Below are 14,683 nucleotides of genomic sequence, written 5' to 3'. Positions count from 1 at the left end.
GTCTTGCCGTGGTCAACGTGACCAATCGTGCCAATGTTTACGTGCGGTTTGTTACGTTCAAACTTTGCCTTTGCCATCTTATCAGACGCCCTTTTTGGTTATGGGCCATATGGCCCCGTATCGCTTCCGCGCGCGATGTATTGTGGATGAGGACGGAAATCAAGCAGTCTCGGCAGCAACGCAACCGGTGCCACTGTTTCAACGCCAAAACGCCTCCGGGCCCAATGGGTCGGAGCTATGGACTTACTCGGCCGGAACCACTCCGTTCGAAGCGTCGGGTGCTGGCGCCGCTGTGCCCTCGGGCGCGGCGGATGACTTGAACCAGCCCTGCTCCGCCTGTTGCTTGACCAGATACCGCTCAACCGCCTTGGCGGCATTCTCACTGAGCTGTTCCAATTGCTGTTGCGCAGTGAGGGTATAGCCCGACCCGACAACAGCCCCGGTTCCAAAGGTTTCGGCAACGGTGATCTGCTCGGGCTGGTCATTCAGCTTTTTGCCTGCGGCATCGTCCCAGACCGTCAGGTTGATAATCATGATCGACTTGGGAGCCAGAACAACCGGGACGCCGGGCACCGCCAGAACGTAGCCTTCGACCGAGATGCCGAAATGGTAACGGCGGTTGCCGTCATAGCGGTCAAAGCGCTCTGCAATCGCGCTTTTCATGGTTTCGACCAATTGCTCTTCGCTGGCCTTGCGGCTCAGCGGGCCGCGCTGTGCCTTTGGGGCGACGACGATATTGTGCACCAGATTGAAGTCACCCAAAGGCACGGGCGCCTCATCCAAGTCAGCACTTCCACCACATGCAGCCAATACCAACAACAGGGCAAACCCAGATAACCAACGCAGCATTTGATGCCTTCTCCCCTAACGGCTTTGCCCTTGCGATACCGCAGCTGCGTCACAGGTGCAATTGCCGCAGCTCTGCCAGCGCCTATATCGACAGGTAACAATGGAGTGCGCAATGCCCGATACCGCCCTGCCCCAACGCATCCCGGTGCGCGTTGATCTGGTCAATGACGCCTGGGGGATTTGGAAAAGCCTCAAGGTGATGCGCACCAACCTGTTGCAGGCCATCCCCGAGATGACGACCCGCCAACCCATCGTATCGGGCGTCACCGGCAAGCGGTGGCACATGATCACCGATCCCGCCACCATCCGCGAAATGCTGCTGGACCGGCTGGATCAATATCCCAAATCCATCGTCACCAAGAACCTGCTGAAACCCGCCATCGGCGAATCGCTGTTCATTGCCGAGGGCGCGCATTGGCGCTGGCAACGGCGCACGGCAGCACCCGTATTCTCGCACCGAAACGTGATGAACCTGGCCCCGATCATGTCGCGCGCGGCAGAGCGGACAACGGATCGCATCGCCGCTGCGGGCCCCAGAGCGGTGAATCTGTTGGACGAAATGGTGACAGCCACCTTTGACGTGATTGCCGATGTGACGTTCTCGAGCGATGAGAGCTTTGACCGCGACATCGTCCACCGTGCCATCGACGACTATATTTCTGAGGCGGGCAAAGTATCCCTGTTTGACGTGATTGGCGCGCCGGACTGGGTGCCCCGTCCAGGACGCATCATGTCGGGCCAGGGCATGCGCGATATGAAAACTGTGGCGGATCAAGCTATTGACGCCCGGGCGGCCCGAGGCCCCGACGGCGTACCCGACCTTTTGGATCTGCTGTTGGAGGGTGAAGACCCCAAGTCAGGCCGCAAGATGACGACAGCCGAACTGCGCGATAATCTACTCACCTTCATCGTGGCCGGGCACGAAACCACCGCGCTGACGTTGGCCTGGTCGATGTACCTGATGGCCTTTGATCCAGAGGCCCAGGAGCGCGCCCGGGCCGAGGCGCAATCGGTGCTGCAAGGGCGCGCAGCGACTGGCGCGGACGTGGCGCGCCTGCCCTTTATCCGGCAAATCATCGACGAGGCCCTGCGCCTTTACCCGCCTGCGGGCATGGTATCGCGGACGGCCATGGCCGACGACACGCTGTGCGGAACGAAAATCCGCAAGGGCGACACCTGCATCATTCCTATCTATGCGCTGCATCGCTCCCATCTGTTGTGGGACACGCCCGACGCCTTTCGGCCGGAGCGGTTCGCGGACCGCAAGGCAATCGACCGCTATGCCTATCTGCCTTTTGGCGATGGGCCACGCATCTGCATTGGTGCATCCTTTGCCCTGCAAGAAGCGGTCATTATCCTCGCCACCCTGCTCAGCCGGTTCAAATACACCCCTGTTCCAGGTCGCGATCCGGAGCCGGTGATGATCCTGACGTTGCGACCTCAAGGGGGCGTCTGGCTGATGGCGGAACCGGTCTAACGCTGACAGATCGCTTGCAGATCATCCCATTGCGCGTCGTTCAGGATTGGCGTCCAGGCACCATCCTCGGGGGCGGCAGCCCGGGCCGTGTCGATCCGTTCCGACAGGCTGGGATGGGACAGGAAATGGGCCACGACGCCCTTTCTGTCGCCATACCGGCTGCGCAGTCTTTCAAACATGTCCCCCAAGGCCGCAGGCGACACGCCCGCCTGTTCCAGCACCTCATGGGCAAAAAGATCGGCAGAGGCTTCGGCCGCCTGGGTATAGCTGGCATCAATCAGCCGCTCTGTCAGGAACAAGACCAAGGCACCGCCTGCAAAGTCTCCAAAGAGCAAGCCCAGCACCCCTATACTTCCTGCAGAACGCAGGGCGTGGCGGGTGGGATCGCGGCTGACAACATGGCCCAGTTCATGGGCCAGAACAGAAGCCACTTCCTCAGGCGATTGTGCCGCGTCGATCAGGCCACGAAAGAAGACAACATTGCCGCCCGGCAAGGCAAAGGCATTCACCATCGGGTGGTTCAGCACAAACACCGACACTTCGACGTTATCGGGCAATGAGGGTGCAAAGGCCGCCATCATCTGGTCAAGCGCTGCACGGCCCTCGGGCTTTTCGCACATGGCCAACGGGCCGCGCACATCGTTGCCCATGGCGCTGCGTATCTGTTCAAGCGTCGCCTCGCCCAGCGCACGTTCAGCATGGGGCGGGATGATATTGGCGAGTTGATCAGCCATCAGCGGGATCAATACGACAATCTGGAAGGCCACCGCGGCGATCGCGCCGGACGCCCACATCGCCAGACGACCGCGCCCCTTGGGGGGCGCGCGTTTGGTCAGGTTGGGCAAAAACGGCAACGTTGAAGCATGTGGTACGTGCAAGCGCGCCACCGGATCGGAGGTCAGGCGGAGCACCATATCCGCACCCTTGGGCAGATCATCGACAGCCCGCACATCCTTTTTCAGCCACAAGACATCTTCGGCCCCGTCGCGCGACAGGATAAGGTTGGGATCATCGAGGCTTGATTTTACCTCGACCACTTGGGGCTTCGGTACATTGCCATCAAAGTAAAAGGCCTGCGTCATATGGCGGCCCCCAGATCCAGAGCCTCGGCGAACCCTTCGGCCTCGGCAAACTCATCGCGCTTGACCTGGCTGATCTCGGCCAAACCATCATGGGTGGGCAGTGTTATCGTAGTCGCCATATGCTTCATTAGCGGGAAGGTGACAAAGGTGTTGTAGACCACCGACCAAAGCAAAAAGATGGTGAAATAGATCACGACAGACACTGCAACCGTGACCGATCTCGGCAAATCGAATGACGCGGCTTTTTGCCCGGTGACCTGTTGGATCACCTCAAGGCCAGCCAACGGCAACAACAGCATTCCCATCAGGATGATCCCCAAGAACAGGACCAGATAGGCCAGGAAAGACCCAAGGGCAAAAATCCCGGCCACCCGCCCCGTGCGCAGATCAGAGGCAAAGGTCACACCCGGCGCAGATTTGTGATTGGCCATCATCCGGCGTGCGCCAAAGATGTAGTGTACTACACCCAGATAGAGGCCGAGCACCAACGGGATCAGCAGCCAAAGCCGCCACAGGCCGCTGGTGGTTTCGACCTCCTTTGCGAGGCCCGGGTCAAAGGAAAAAAACTCTTGTGCCATCGCATCAACAAAAAGGGCGACAACCTGGCCCATTGGATCAAGAAAACCGATCCAGGCAATCCAAGCCACCCATCCCACCAGCACCGCAATCAGCAGGCGCGCCGGACGATACAGCATCGTCCATCGCCCGCCTTGCAACAGTTTGGCAGAGCCGAAAAACGTCCGGTCCGTGCGGTACTTTTCGAGGTAGAACGTCATGCGCGGCCACAGGATGCCCAATGTGCAGACCGTCACCAGCCAATGGGCGCAAGCCCGCCAGGCATAGCCCCAGGCCCCTGGCTCTAACCCAAAGCGCACGCCGCGCCAGCGGGTGCGTCCCAACACATAACGCCGAGCGCGATAGCGGGCATAGAACCATAAGGGGATCACCCCCAGAAAACTGAGGAAATACCCCGCCACGTTCCCATCAAAAACCGAAAAGCTAATGAACATCAAAAGCAGGTTCACCACCCCGATGTAGAATGTGAGGATCACTACGGCGATGAAAAAGCCCAGGAGTTTCTCCCATGGGTCACCCACATATTCCATGGGATGGCCACCGGGGCGGATCGAGCCCCAGAAATAGCGACGCAGGCGGGTCTTCATCCAAAAGCGATAAAATCCCAGTGTGAGCACTGACCAAAAGCCGGTTTTGAGGGCCAGCCAAAAGACCGCGCCACGCTGACCCGCGAACCGGACGGTCAGGGCACCGTCAGGTGAATTTGTTGTCTCTGGGGAAGCCGCGGGGCGCCATGCGTCCGGTACCGGCGCGCTTGCCGCGCCATTCGGCGAGGTCGGCTTCGGTTCGGGTGCGTCCTGCGGGGTCGAGCCAGCTGAGCCCTTCTGCCAGGGTGAAGGTGGTTGCATCGCTCAGGCCCCCGTCTTTGTACTTTTGCAGCCGCACACCCTTGCCGCGCGCCATCTCGGGCAGTTCGTTCAGGCCAAAGACCAGCATCTTGCGGTTCTCGCCCACAACGGCGACTGCGTCACCCGTGATCGGCTTGCACACCGCCAATTTCACATCGCCACGGACGTTCAGGACCTGTTTGCCGGTGCGGGTCTGGGCGATAACCTCGTCCTCGGGCACCACGAAACCATCGCCCGAGGTCGAGCCCACCAGCAACTTGCGGCCCGGCGCATGGGTCAGGATGCTGTGGATCTTTACTTCGTTGGGCAGGTCCACCATTAGGCGAAGCGGCTCGCCCATGCCGCGCCCACCGGGCAGCGTCGCCGCTGACAGGGTATAGAACCGCCCATTGGAGCCAACCACAATCAACCGATCGGTCGTCTCGGCATGGAAAATGAAACGCGGGCCGTCACCGTCCTTGAACTTCAACTCGCGGCTCAAGTCGATATGGCCGGTCATGGCCCTGATCCAACCCATCTGGCTGCACACCACGGTGATGGGTTCACGGTCGATCATCGCCTCAAGGGGCACATCCTCGACCGCACCGGCCTCCGCAAAGGTCGTGCGGCGCGCGCCGCCGTGCCAATCCTTGCCGAACTGTTTTTTACTGGCCTTCAATTGGGTTGAAATGGCATCCCATTGCAGCTCCTCGCTTTCCAGCAAGTCCTCAAGGCCCGCGCGCTCTTCCATCAGCGCTGCTTGTTCGCGCAGCAACTCAACCTCTTCGAGGCGACGCAAGGATCGCAGGCGCATGTTCAGGATCGCTTCGACCTGCACCTCGCTAAGTTCTCCGTCGCCGGGCGCGGGGGACACATAGTCCGCCTCGCTCATGGCGCGGGGGTGATCAATCGACCAATCCTCGCGCATCAGGCCGGCCTTCGGATCATCGTCATAGCGGATAATGTCAATCACGCGATCAAGGTTGAGGAAGGCGACGATCAGCCCCTCCAACACCTCAAGGCGGTGGTCGATCTTTTCCATCCGGTGCTGGCTGCGCCGGATCAGAACTTCACGGCGGAAATCCAGGAAGGCGCGCAGCACCTCCTTCATCGAACAGACCTTGGGGGTCACTCCGTCGATCAGTACGTTCATGTTCAGCGAAAACCGAACCTCAAGGTCCGAGTTGCGATACAGCATGCCCATCAGCACATCGGGGTCCACGTTCTTGGAACGCGGTTCGATGATGAGGCGAATATCATCGGCCGATTCGTCGCGCACATCGCCAAAGATCGGGATTTTCTTTGTCTGGATCAGCTCGGCCAGTTTTTCGATCAATTTGGACTTCTGGACCTGATAGGGGATCTCGGTGACCACGATCTGCCACTGGCCCCGACCCAAATCCTCAACCTCGTATCGGCACCTCAGACGGAAACCGCCCTTGCCGCTGCGGTAGGCCTGGGCAATCGCTTCGGGCGGCTCGACAATGATGCCTCCGGTCGGGAAATCGGGACCTGGCACGTAGTTCAACAGCGTGTCGTCGCGTGCATCCGGTGTCTTGATCAAATGCAGGCAGGCGTCGCACAGCTCGGCAATATTGTGGGGCGGGATATTGGTGGCCATACCCACCGCGATCCCGCTGGAGCCATTGGCCAACAGATTCGGGAACTGCGCGGGCAGCACAACCGGTTCTGTCAGAGTGCCGTCGTAATTCTCGCGGTAATCAACGGCGTTCTCGTTTAGACCGTCCAGCAGCGCCTCGGCCACTGCTGTCATCCGCGCTTCGGTATAGCGCGAGGCGGCTGGGTTATCGCCATCGATATTGCCAAAGTTACCCTGCCCGTCGACCAGCGGATAGCGCACGTTGAAATCCTGCGCGAGGCGGGCCATGGCATCATAGATCGCAGCGTCACCGTGCGGGTGGTAGTTCCCCATCACGTCGCCCGAAATCTTGGCCGACTTACGGAATCCCCCGGAGGAAGACAGGCGCAATTCCCGCATGGCGTACAAAATGCGGCGATGCACCGGTTTCAGACCATCGCGCGCATCCGGCAGCGCGCGGTGCATGATCGTGCTGAGCGCATAGGTCAGATACCGCTCGCCCAATGCGCGGCGCAGCGGTTCGGAAAGGTCCATGTTGGGGGCGTCGGCCTGATCTGACATAGATGCTGTGTAGCCAAGGGATTTGTCAGGAACAAGCATCCATCGCGCCTGACGGTATTCTGACGGCACGACAAAGCACACATGTCGTTGCTTTCACACCACAACTCGGATTGAGGGGAAAAATTGCGGAACTTTTCCAGTGTGAGAGACGTTGCGATTTGGTAGGCACAGTACATCACCAAGCTGCACCGGTGATATAGTTCTGTTGGGGGGATATGGTTCGATGCGTTTGATCATCATCACATTTGGGTTTCTGGGTTTCGCGTTCTACGAGATGAGTGGCGGCGCCGAATTTGATCCAGAGGCAACGCGCATGGCGCGCGTCGAAGCTCCAGTTGAGATACAGGAAGAAGCATTGGACGCCGTGGTGGCACAGGCCGAGCCTGTCCTGCCCGAAAACGTCACCCGCGTCGCCTTGAACCTGTCGACAGTGCAGGACGTCATGCGCCCCGAGCGGACCTTACAAACGCAAGTCGTTGCGCCTGCGCCCGCCGCCGCCGTGCAAGCCTCCGCCGTGCAAGAAGTCACAACACCGATCCTGGCCGCAGTTAGTGAAGAAGAGCCGACCATTATCTTGCCCAGCCTTTTGGGAGATGCTGTGGTGATCACGCCGGTAGATTTCAGCAACGAAGAGCCCGTGACACCGCTGGGCGTCGAAATTCGCTCAGTCTCTGGCAATAGCGTGAATGTGCGCGGCGGCCCCGGCACGAACTTTTCCGTTGTGAACCGAATGGTGCGCGGCGACGAGGTGGAAATCCTGCAAGACCCCGGTGACGGTTGGGTGAAATTGCGCCCCGTCAATGGTGGCCCCGTCGGTTGGATGGCGGACTTCCTGCTCAGCGAAGGCTGATTGCATCGGGCGACGAGACCGCTATGACTGCGGCCTGAAAAACTCGGGCGCGCGTGATGCAACACAAATCCATTCTCATAACAGGTTGTTCCACGGGCATTGGTCATGCCTGCGCCCACGGGTTGCGGTCACGCGGCTGGCGCGTCTTTGCCGCCTGTCGCAAGGCAGAAGACTGCGCGCGCCTCAAGACGGAGGGGTTTGAGAGCCCGCTGATCGACTACGAGAACGCCGAAACGATTGTGTCTGGTCTTGCCGAAGTGCTGGACGCCACCGGTGGAACGCTGGACGCGCTGTTCAACAACGGCGCCTTTGCCATTCCCGGCGCTGTCGAAGACCTGCCAACTGACGCACTGCGTACAATATTCGAGGCCAACTTTTTTGGCTGGCACGACTTGACCCGTCAGGTCATCCCCGTGATGCGCGCACAAGGGCATGGCCGGATCGTGCAATGTTCATCGGTTTTGGGCTTTATTACCATGCCTTGGCGGGGCGCTTACAACGCCACCAAATTCGCCCTTGAGGGCCTGACCGATACTCTGCGCCTTGAGATGCGGGACACCGATATCGAAGTCATTCTCATCGAGCCCGGCCCGATCACGAGTGATTTTCGCGCCAACTCGATCAAACAGTTCGAGCGCTGGATCGATTGGGAGGCGTCAGCCCGTGTTGAGCAGTATCGCAGCAAGTTGCTCAAACGGCTCTATTCCCTGGGGCAGACGCCCGATACGTTCGAACTGCCTGCCGACGCGGTGTTGCACAAACTGGTGCACGCCATCGAGGCGCCACGGCCCAGACCCCGCTATTATGTAACGACGCCCACATATCTTATGGGCGCCTTGCGGCGCATCCTGCCCACGCGAGCGTTAGATTGGGTTTTATCGCGCGGGTGACAACTAAGCGTTCGCTTTTGCGGGTGGCCCACCTAAGTCAGCCCTAACAGACGACCAAAAAGGACAACGGCCATGGCCCAAGACCCACTTTTCATCCTGATCATACTGGCCTGCCTTGCGGTGATGGTGGTGTTGATGCTGGGCCTTGGCGGTTTTGCCAAGGGCTCTGGCTGGGCGCAGAAAAACTCAAACAAGCTGATGCGGTACCGGATCGGCGCGCAATTCGTGGCAGTGCTACTGATCGTGGCTTACGTACTGCTGCGCCAGAACGGGGGGGAATGACCGATGGTTGTCCTGAACAAGATTTACACCAAAACCGGTGATGCCGGTGAAACAGCCCTAGGCAACGGCGCGCGCGTGGCCAAACATGCGATGCGCGTTACGGCTTATGGCACCTCGGACGAACTGAACTGCTTTGTTGGCGTGGCCCGCCTTGAGGCCTCGGGTGATGTGGACACGGCGCTCAGCCGCATTCAGAACGACCTTTTCGATCTGGGCGCGGATCTGTGCCGCCCTGACATGGAAAAAGACGCCGAAGCCGAGTATCCGCCGCTGCGCATGGCCGACGCCCAGGTCGCACGGCTGGAGGCAGAGATTGACGCGATGAACGACGTGCTGGAACCGCTGCGAAGCTTTATCCTGCCCGGAGGCACGGCTTTATCTGCGCATCTGCATGTGTGTCGCACCGTGGCACGCCGCGCCGAGCGACTGGCCGTGGAACTGGCCACGATGGAAGCGGTCAATCCGGCCGCAGTGAAATACCTCAACCGTCTCAGCGACTGGTTCTTTGTCGCGGGACGCATCGCCAACAATGGCGGCAAGGATGACGTGCTGTGGGTTCCGGGCGCCAACCGTGCATAGCAACTAGCTTGCTTCCGGCTCCCACAATTCGATGGGGGTCCCTTCCGGATCGGCAAGATGCGCAAACTTGCCGATGCCCGGCATGTCATCCAACCGTTTCACAGCGATCCCCGCGGCCTCAAGCTGGGCGATCATCGCCGTCAGGTCCGCCACTCGGAAATTCAGCATGAATGCCTTATCTGCGCTAAAGTAATCGGTATCCGCGGCAAAAGGGGCAAAAACAGTTGCCCCGCCCTCGGCCATCCAAGGCATTTGATCGGCAGCGGTGGGGACCAAATCAATGCCAAGCGTGTCGCGATACCACACCGCAAGGTCACTTGGTGCCTGCGACCGGAAAAATAATCCGCCAAATCCAAGAACACGTTCCATCAGCGTTTTCCTTTTTTCCGAGTGTACCACGTTTCCGATCCGCGCGCATTCTGGGGCAAAGACGCCGCCAATTTGATGTGACGTGACGATTTTACGCTGTTTCCGTGACGACGGGTTAGGTAAACCGTCCCGGACTGACTAACTCGCTCGTCATAAACGAGTCGAAAAATATTGAGAGAGGAACGCTCATGAAGGTGCTGGTGCCCGTCAAACGCGTGATTGACTATAACGTGAAGGTGCGCGTCAAAGCGGACGGTTCAGGTGTCGATCTTGCCAACGTGAAAATGTCGATGAACCCGTTTGACGAAATTGCCGTCGAACAGGCGATCCGCCTCAAAGAGGCTGGTCAGGCCGAAGAGATCATCGCAGTCTCGGTCGGTGTCAAACAAGCGCAGGAAACCCTTCGCACGGCCCTGGCCATGGGTGCGGACCGCGCCATTCTGGTGATTGCCGCTGACGACGTACACACCGACATCGAGCCGCTGACCGTCGCCAAAATCCTCAAAGGGATCATCGACGAAGAGCAGCCCGGCCTCGTGCTGTGCGGCAAGCAGGCTATCGACAACGACATGAACGCCACCGGCCAGATGCTGTCGGCCCTTATGGGCTGGAGCCAGGCAACCTTCGCCTCCGAGGTCGAGATTGCGGGCGACAAGGCCAAGGTGACACGCGAAGTGGACGGAGGCTTGCAGACCATCGAGGTCAACATGCCCACCGTCATTACCGTGGACTTGCGCCTGAACGAGCCGCGCTATGCGTCGCTGCCCAACATCATGAAGGCCAAGCGCAAGCCGCTGGATGAAAAGACTGCCGCTGATTATGGCGTGGACGCATCCCCGCGTCTGGAGATCATCGGCACCACAGAGCCCGAGGCCCGCGCTGCAGGCATCAAGGTCGGTTCCGTGGACGAACTGGTCGAGAAACTCAAAGAAGCAGGAGCAGTGTAATGGCCGTACTCCTTTTGGCAGAAATCAATGATGGCGAACTGGCAATGGACGCCACCGCCAAAGCCGTGACAGCCGCCGCCGCCCTGGGCGACGTGACCGTGCTGGCCACGGGTGCAACCTGTGCGGACGCCGCAGCCGAGGCCGCGACCATTCAAGGCGTGGCTAAGGTGCTGTGCGCCGAAGACGCGCTCTATGGAAAGCGTCTGGCCGAGCCGGTGGCGGACCTGATCGTGTCGCTGGCAGGCGACTATGAGCATATCGTTGCGCCCGCGACCACAGACGCCAAGAACGTGATGCCACGCGTTGCGGCCCTGCTGGACGCTATGGTGATTTCCGAAGCGATCAGCGTCATTGACGCCAACACGTTCACGCGCCCGATCTACGCGGGTAACGCGATCCAGACGGTGAAGTCGAACGACGCCAAGAAGGTGATCACCTTCCGTACGTCCACATTCGATGCAGCGGAAACCGGCGGTTCGGCTTCGGTGGAAACCATTGGCGCAGCCGCTGATCCTGCCCTGTCGTCCTGGGTCGAGGATAAGGTTGCCGCAAGCGATCGTCCTGAACTGACGTCGGCAGGCGTGGTTGTGTCCGGCGGACGTGGCGTCGGCTCCGAAGAGGACTTTGCCCTGATTGAATCGCTGGCCGACAAACTGGGTGCCGCTGTTGGCGCATCGCGCGCCGCGGTGGACTCGGGTTATGCCCCCAACGACTGGCAAGTGGGTCAGACAGGCAAGGTTGTGGCCCCTGATCTTTACGTCGCGGTTGGCATCTCGGGTGCGATCCAGCACCTTGCCGGCATGAAAGACAGCAAGATCATCGTTGCCATCAACAAGGACGAGGAAGCACCGATCTTTCAGGTTGCCGACTATGGCCTGGTTGCAGACCTCTTTGACGCTGTGCCAGAGCTGGTATCCAAGCTTTAAGTCATCTCTCCATGAAGTGACAAAGCCCGCCGGTCCAACCGGCGGGCTTTTTTCATATCATCTGGTCAAGTGTCTTCGCCAAGGCATCCGCGACCTCCCGGTGCATTTGCGGGCCCAACATCGTCTTGGCCGCTGCCGCATCCATATCGGCAAACACCATTCCTTCGGTCCCCGCCGCCTTTGCGTCAGGCGAAGCTACAACCTCGACAACCTCTGTCACCATGGGCCGCAGATCATCCACCATGGCCCGCGTCACAAAGGCCGGATCGTGGTCGATATCAAGGGCTGTGTCCTGCGGTGGCGCACCGCTGGCCCAAAGCAGGATTGTCTTGCCTGACATCTGGCTGAGCGTTAGGCGCATGCGTGCGCGCCATGCGGCCTGTAACTCTTCGACAACGGCGAGGAAGCGTTCAGGCGAGATGAGCTGCAAACGTTGGAGCATGTGGTTGGTGAAGTTGAATTCGGCGAAATCCACCTCGCGGTATATGGCGCGCAACAAGGCGGACGCCTCGACAAACCGGTCGTTGCGGCGCGGATGCACCTGGTAAAACCGGTTCGAAATGTTGCGCGGGCTGGTGACTTGGATAACCGTGACGCTGGCACTGTTGGCCACCTCGCGCAGATAGGGATCAGCCGCATAAAGGTCGATACCGCCATTCACACAGCCAAAGTTGATGCAAGTGGTGCCCAATGCGCCCTCCACCAAATCCGGGAAAGGTGTCGCGATGTACTTGCCATATGTGGTCGTGCCGCCAAAAAACGCGATATAAGGACTGTCCAAGGGCCTGCGCGGACCCCGGAACAGGATTTTGGAACTGCCGTAGCGACACGGCAGATAGTCGAGCCCCCCCGGACTCAATGCATCGAAACTCATGATACCCACTCTCAAATATGTTAACTCACCCGATGTGGATATTGCGCGGATGCCCTTTCGGTTTCCCTAACAGATCATGGCCATTTCAAGGCGCACCTGCCCTTGCCCCTGCTGTGGCGCGCGCCCTATGGTACGGCGGCAGACAAAGGGGATCGGCATGGACATCAAAACCGTTGGAATTGTAGGCGCCGGACAGATGGGCAATGGGATCGCCCATGTGATGGCGCTAGCCGGTTATGACGTCATGCTGACGGATGTTTCTGGCGATGCGCTCAAGGCCGCGGTGGCCACCATCGACAAGAACCTCGAACGCCAGGTCAGCCGTGACAAAATCAGCGCCGATGTCAAAGCCGCCGCAATGGACCGTATTGCGACCACGCAAGTCCCGACGGACCTTGGGGCCACCGATCTGGTGATTGAGGCCGCGACCGAGCGTGAAACGATCAAACAGGCGATTTTCGAGGATCTGGTACCGCATCTGCAGCCCCATACGATTCTGACGTCGAACACGTCGTCCATCTCGATCACACGGCTGGCCAGTCGGACGGATCGCCCCGAAAAATTCATGGGTTTTCACTTCATGAACCCGGTGCCGGTGATGCAACTGGTCGAATTAATCCGCGGGATCGCAACAGACGCCGAGACGTTCAACGCCTGCAAGACTGTCGTGGACAAGCTCGGCAAGACATCGGCCAGTGCCGAAGATTTCCCTGCTTTCATCGTCAACCGTATCCTGATGCCAATGATCAACGAGGCAGTCTATACCCTTTATGAAGGTGTGGGCTCGGTCCAATCCATCGACTCATCCCTGAAACTTGGGGCCAACCACCCGATGGGGCCGCTGGAACTGGCCGACTTTATCGGGTTGGACACCTGTCTCGCGATCATGAATGTGCTGCATGACGGATTGGCCGACACCAAATACCGCCCTTGCCCTCTGCTGACGAAATATGTTGAAGCGGGATGGCTGGGGCGCAAGTCACAACGTGGATTTTACGATTACCGCGGAGAAACCCCCGTGCCGACGCGGTGATCGTTTTCCGTGTCGGAAAACGGCTGGAAAATGTGTCATTTTCCACCAGCGCGCTTGGCTGACCCTAGTCCTTGAGGTCGAGGGTATGCGTGCGCAACCACGCCATGAAGCCGCGCGGATCATCCTTGAATCCATCGACAAAGTCGCGATCCAGCGGATGGCCCACAACCGGTCCTTGAGGCTTGTTCAGCGAATGTACGATCTCGTGCAGCAACAGACCCTGACGCAGCATCGGCGAAAGCTTGTTCGCTATCTGGTAGGCGCGGCTGTTTTGGCCCGGGAAGAACATCGGCACAACGGTCGCGCCGGAACGTCGGATAAGCTGCGCCGTAAAGACGTTCCACTCTCCTTCGACGGCCGGGCCCCACCAGGTGTCCGACACAGCAACCACGCCAGAGGGAAACAGCGCGACGACACCACCGTCCTTGAGGTGTGCCATCGCCTTGGCACGCATTTCAACGCCCTTGCGCTGCGCGTCGTCGTCATGTGGGAACGGCACCGGGATCATATAGCTGCCCGCCACCTCGTCGATAGACGTCAACAGCGAGCGGGTGAGAATGCGGTAATCAGGACGCACACGCCCAATGAGATCGGCAAAAATCATGCCATCGACCATCCCATGCGGGTGGTTCGCAACGATGATCACCGGACCTTCCTTGGGGATGCGGTCCAACTGGGCCTGCGGTGTTGTCAGCTCAATGCCCATCACATCGAGGCACGCGCGCCAAAACGCCTGGCCCTTCGGTGCGCCTTGGCGCTCGAACTTGCGGATCAACCGCAGGATCGTCAGCTTGCCTGTCAGCGCCTCCATAACCCGGATGAACGCCGCCTTGCGGGGGTCCTCGAAAGTCGAGGCATAGGACAAGCTGCTGCGATCATATTTGGCAAAGCTCACCGTCTCGGGCTTTGCCAGTTTGGTCATGTTATGCGTATGGTCCACCAAAGGGTTGCCACCTTATCT

General features: G+C 59.5%; 15 protein-coding genes. 8 read left to right on the top strand and 7 right to left on the bottom strand.

What is annotated here, in order from left to right; all coding sequences use genetic code 11:
* Window positions 1–243 precede the first annotated feature (243 nt).
* Window positions 244–783 (bottom strand): hypothetical protein, encoded by a 540-nt coding sequence (locus Q1A44_RS06125; RefSeq protein ID WP_299621269.1) that lies wholly within the window; start codon window positions 781–783, stop codon window positions 244–246.
* 178 nt (window positions 784–961) lie between these two features.
* Between Q1A44_RS06125 and Q1A44_RS06120 the strand changes: the two genes are divergently transcribed.
* The gene (locus Q1A44_RS06120; RefSeq protein ID WP_299621266.1) at window positions 962–2,326 is read left to right on the top strand and encodes a cytochrome P450; all 1,365 of its coding nucleotides are present in this window, start codon (window positions 962–964) and stop codon (window positions 2,324–2,326) included.
* Here the strand turns inward: Q1A44_RS06120 and Q1A44_RS06115 are convergent.
* From Q1A44_RS06115 to Q1A44_RS06105, 3 genes are read right to left on the bottom strand one after another with little or no spacing between them, the layout of a single operon-like run.
* Window positions 2,323–3,408 (bottom strand): M48 family metallopeptidase, encoded by a 1,086-nt coding sequence (locus Q1A44_RS06115; protein WP_299621263.1) that lies wholly within the window; start codon window positions 3,406–3,408, stop codon window positions 2,323–2,325. The two genes, Q1A44_RS06120 and Q1A44_RS06115, sit on opposite strands and share 4 nt — an antisense overlap.
* Window positions 3,405–4,670: a DUF898 family protein gene (locus tag Q1A44_RS06110; RefSeq protein ID WP_299621403.1), complete on the bottom strand. Its 1,266-nt coding sequence runs from the start codon at window positions 4,668–4,670 to the stop codon at window positions 3,405–3,407. The genes Q1A44_RS06115 and Q1A44_RS06110 overlap by 4 nt, the downstream gene beginning before the upstream one ends.
* A gap of 7 nt (window positions 4,671–4,677) precedes the next feature.
* Window positions 4,678–6,972 carry a DNA topoisomerase IV subunit A gene (locus tag Q1A44_RS06105; RefSeq protein ID WP_299621260.1) on the bottom strand — a complete coding sequence of 765 codons (2,295 nt, stop codon included), beginning with the start codon at window positions 6,970–6,972 and terminating at the stop codon, window positions 4,678–4,680.
* A 223-nt stretch (window positions 6,973–7,195) separates the two neighbouring features.
* On the opposite strand from Q1A44_RS06105, the gene Q1A44_RS06100 reads away from it, so the two are divergent.
* From Q1A44_RS06100 to Q1A44_RS06085, 4 genes are all read left to right on the top strand, one after another.
* Window positions 7,196–7,822 (top strand): SH3 domain-containing protein, encoded by a 627-nt coding sequence (locus Q1A44_RS06100; RefSeq protein WP_299621255.1) that lies wholly within the window; start codon window positions 7,196–7,198, stop codon window positions 7,820–7,822.
* Window positions 7,823–7,878: 56 nt separating this feature from the next.
* On the top strand, window positions 7,879–8,712 hold the full coding sequence (locus tag Q1A44_RS06095; protein ID WP_299621251.1) for an SDR family oxidoreductase: 834 nt from the start codon (window positions 7,879–7,881) through the stop codon (window positions 8,710–8,712).
* Between the two features lie 72 nt (window positions 8,713–8,784).
* Window positions 8,785–8,994 (top strand): twin transmembrane helix small protein, encoded by a 210-nt coding sequence (locus Q1A44_RS06090; RefSeq protein ID WP_299621248.1) that lies wholly within the window; start codon window positions 8,785–8,787, stop codon window positions 8,992–8,994.
* Between the two features lie 3 nt (window positions 8,995–8,997).
* Window positions 8,998–9,573, top strand: coding sequence for a cob(I)yrinic acid a,c-diamide adenosyltransferase (locus tag Q1A44_RS06085; protein ID WP_299621245.1), 576 nt, complete (start codon window positions 8,998–9,000; stop codon window positions 9,571–9,573).
* 3 nt (window positions 9,574–9,576) lie between these two features.
* Here the strand turns inward: Q1A44_RS06085 and Q1A44_RS06080 are convergent, their stop codons facing one another.
* Complete coding sequence (locus Q1A44_RS06080) at window positions 9,577–9,942, bottom strand: VOC family protein (protein ID WP_299621242.1); 366 nt, start codon at window positions 9,940–9,942, stop codon at window positions 9,577–9,579.
* A 188-nt stretch (window positions 9,943–10,130) separates the two neighbouring features.
* On the opposite strand from Q1A44_RS06080, the gene Q1A44_RS06075 reads away from it, so the two are divergent.
* Both Q1A44_RS06075 and Q1A44_RS06070 read left to right on the top strand, forming a co-directional pair.
* Window positions 10,131–10,889, top strand: coding sequence for an electron transfer flavoprotein subunit beta/FixA family protein (locus Q1A44_RS06075; RefSeq protein WP_299621239.1), 759 nt, complete (start codon window positions 10,131–10,133; stop codon window positions 10,887–10,889).
* Complete coding sequence (locus Q1A44_RS06070; RefSeq protein WP_299621236.1) at window positions 10,889–11,815, top strand: FAD-binding protein; 927 nt, start codon at window positions 10,889–10,891, stop codon at window positions 11,813–11,815. Before Q1A44_RS06075 ends, Q1A44_RS06070 begins: the two co-directional genes overlap by 1 nt.
* Before the next feature lie 52 nt (window positions 11,816–11,867).
* Here the strand turns inward: Q1A44_RS06070 and Q1A44_RS06065 are convergent, their stop codons facing one another.
* Complete coding sequence (locus Q1A44_RS06065) at window positions 11,868–12,689, bottom strand: DUF6473 family protein (RefSeq protein WP_299621234.1); 822 nt, start codon at window positions 12,687–12,689, stop codon at window positions 11,868–11,870.
* A gap of 157 nt (window positions 12,690–12,846) precedes the next feature.
* Here Q1A44_RS06065 and Q1A44_RS06060 point away from each other — a divergent pair, with 157 nt between their 5' ends.
* The gene (locus Q1A44_RS06060) at window positions 12,847–13,722 is read left to right on the top strand and encodes a 3-hydroxybutyryl-CoA dehydrogenase (protein ID WP_299621231.1); all 876 of its coding nucleotides are present in this window, start codon (window positions 12,847–12,849) and stop codon (window positions 13,720–13,722) included.
* Window positions 13,723–13,786: 64 nt separating this feature from the next.
* Here Q1A44_RS06060 and Q1A44_RS06055 read toward each other — a convergent pair whose 3' ends face one another.
* Entirely contained in the window at window positions 13,787–14,644 is an 858-nt protein-coding gene (locus Q1A44_RS06055; RefSeq protein WP_299621228.1) for a lysophospholipid acyltransferase family protein, read from the bottom strand.
* Window positions 14,645–14,683 lie beyond the last annotated feature (39 nt).

The sequence above is a fragment of the uncultured Tateyamaria sp. genome, from assembly GCF_947503705.1.
In the GTDB taxonomy this organism is placed as follows: Bacteria; Pseudomonadota; Alphaproteobacteria; order Rhodobacterales; family Rhodobacteraceae; genus Tateyamaria.
This window is presented reverse-complemented; position numbering and strand designations above follow the sequence as displayed.

Coding starts and splice junctions, on each gene's coding strand:
- Q1A44_RS06085 (WP_299621245.1), top strand. CDS start 8,998: ATGGTTGTCCTGAACAAGATTTACACCAAAACCGGTGATGCCGGTGAA.
- Q1A44_RS06115 (WP_299621263.1), bottom strand. CDS start 3,408: ATGACGCAGGCCTTTTACTTTGATGGCAATGTACCGAAGCCCCAAGTG.
- Q1A44_RS06120 (WP_299621266.1), top strand. CDS start 962: ATGCCCGATACCGCCCTGCCCCAACGCATCCCGGTGCGCGTTGATCTG.
- Q1A44_RS06070 (WP_299621236.1), top strand. CDS start 10,889: ATGGCCGTACTCCTTTTGGCAGAAATCAATGATGGCGAACTGGCAATG.
- Q1A44_RS06105 (WP_299621260.1), bottom strand. CDS start 6,972: ATGTCAGATCAGGCCGACGCCCCCAACATGGACCTTTCCGAACCGCTG.
- Q1A44_RS06080 (WP_299621242.1), bottom strand. CDS start 9,942: ATGGAACGTGTTCTTGGATTTGGCGGATTATTTTTCCGGTCGCAGGCA.
- Q1A44_RS06075 (WP_299621239.1), top strand. CDS start 10,131: ATGAAGGTGCTGGTGCCCGTCAAACGCGTGATTGACTATAACGTGAAG.
- Q1A44_RS06065 (WP_299621234.1), bottom strand. CDS start 12,689: ATGAGTTTCGATGCATTGAGTCCGGGGGGGCTCGACTATCTGCCGTGT.
- Q1A44_RS06095 (WP_299621251.1), top strand. CDS start 7,879: ATGCAACACAAATCCATTCTCATAACAGGTTGTTCCACGGGCATTGGT.
- Q1A44_RS06100 (WP_299621255.1), top strand. CDS start 7,196: ATGCGTTTGATCATCATCACATTTGGGTTTCTGGGTTTCGCGTTCTAC.
- Q1A44_RS06055 (WP_299621228.1), bottom strand. CDS start 14,644: ATGACCAAACTGGCAAAGCCCGAGACGGTGAGCTTTGCCAAATATGAT.
- Q1A44_RS06090 (WP_299621248.1), top strand. CDS start 8,785: ATGGCCCAAGACCCACTTTTCATCCTGATCATACTGGCCTGCCTTGCG.
- Q1A44_RS06060 (WP_299621231.1), top strand. CDS start 12,847: ATGGACATCAAAACCGTTGGAATTGTAGGCGCCGGACAGATGGGCAAT.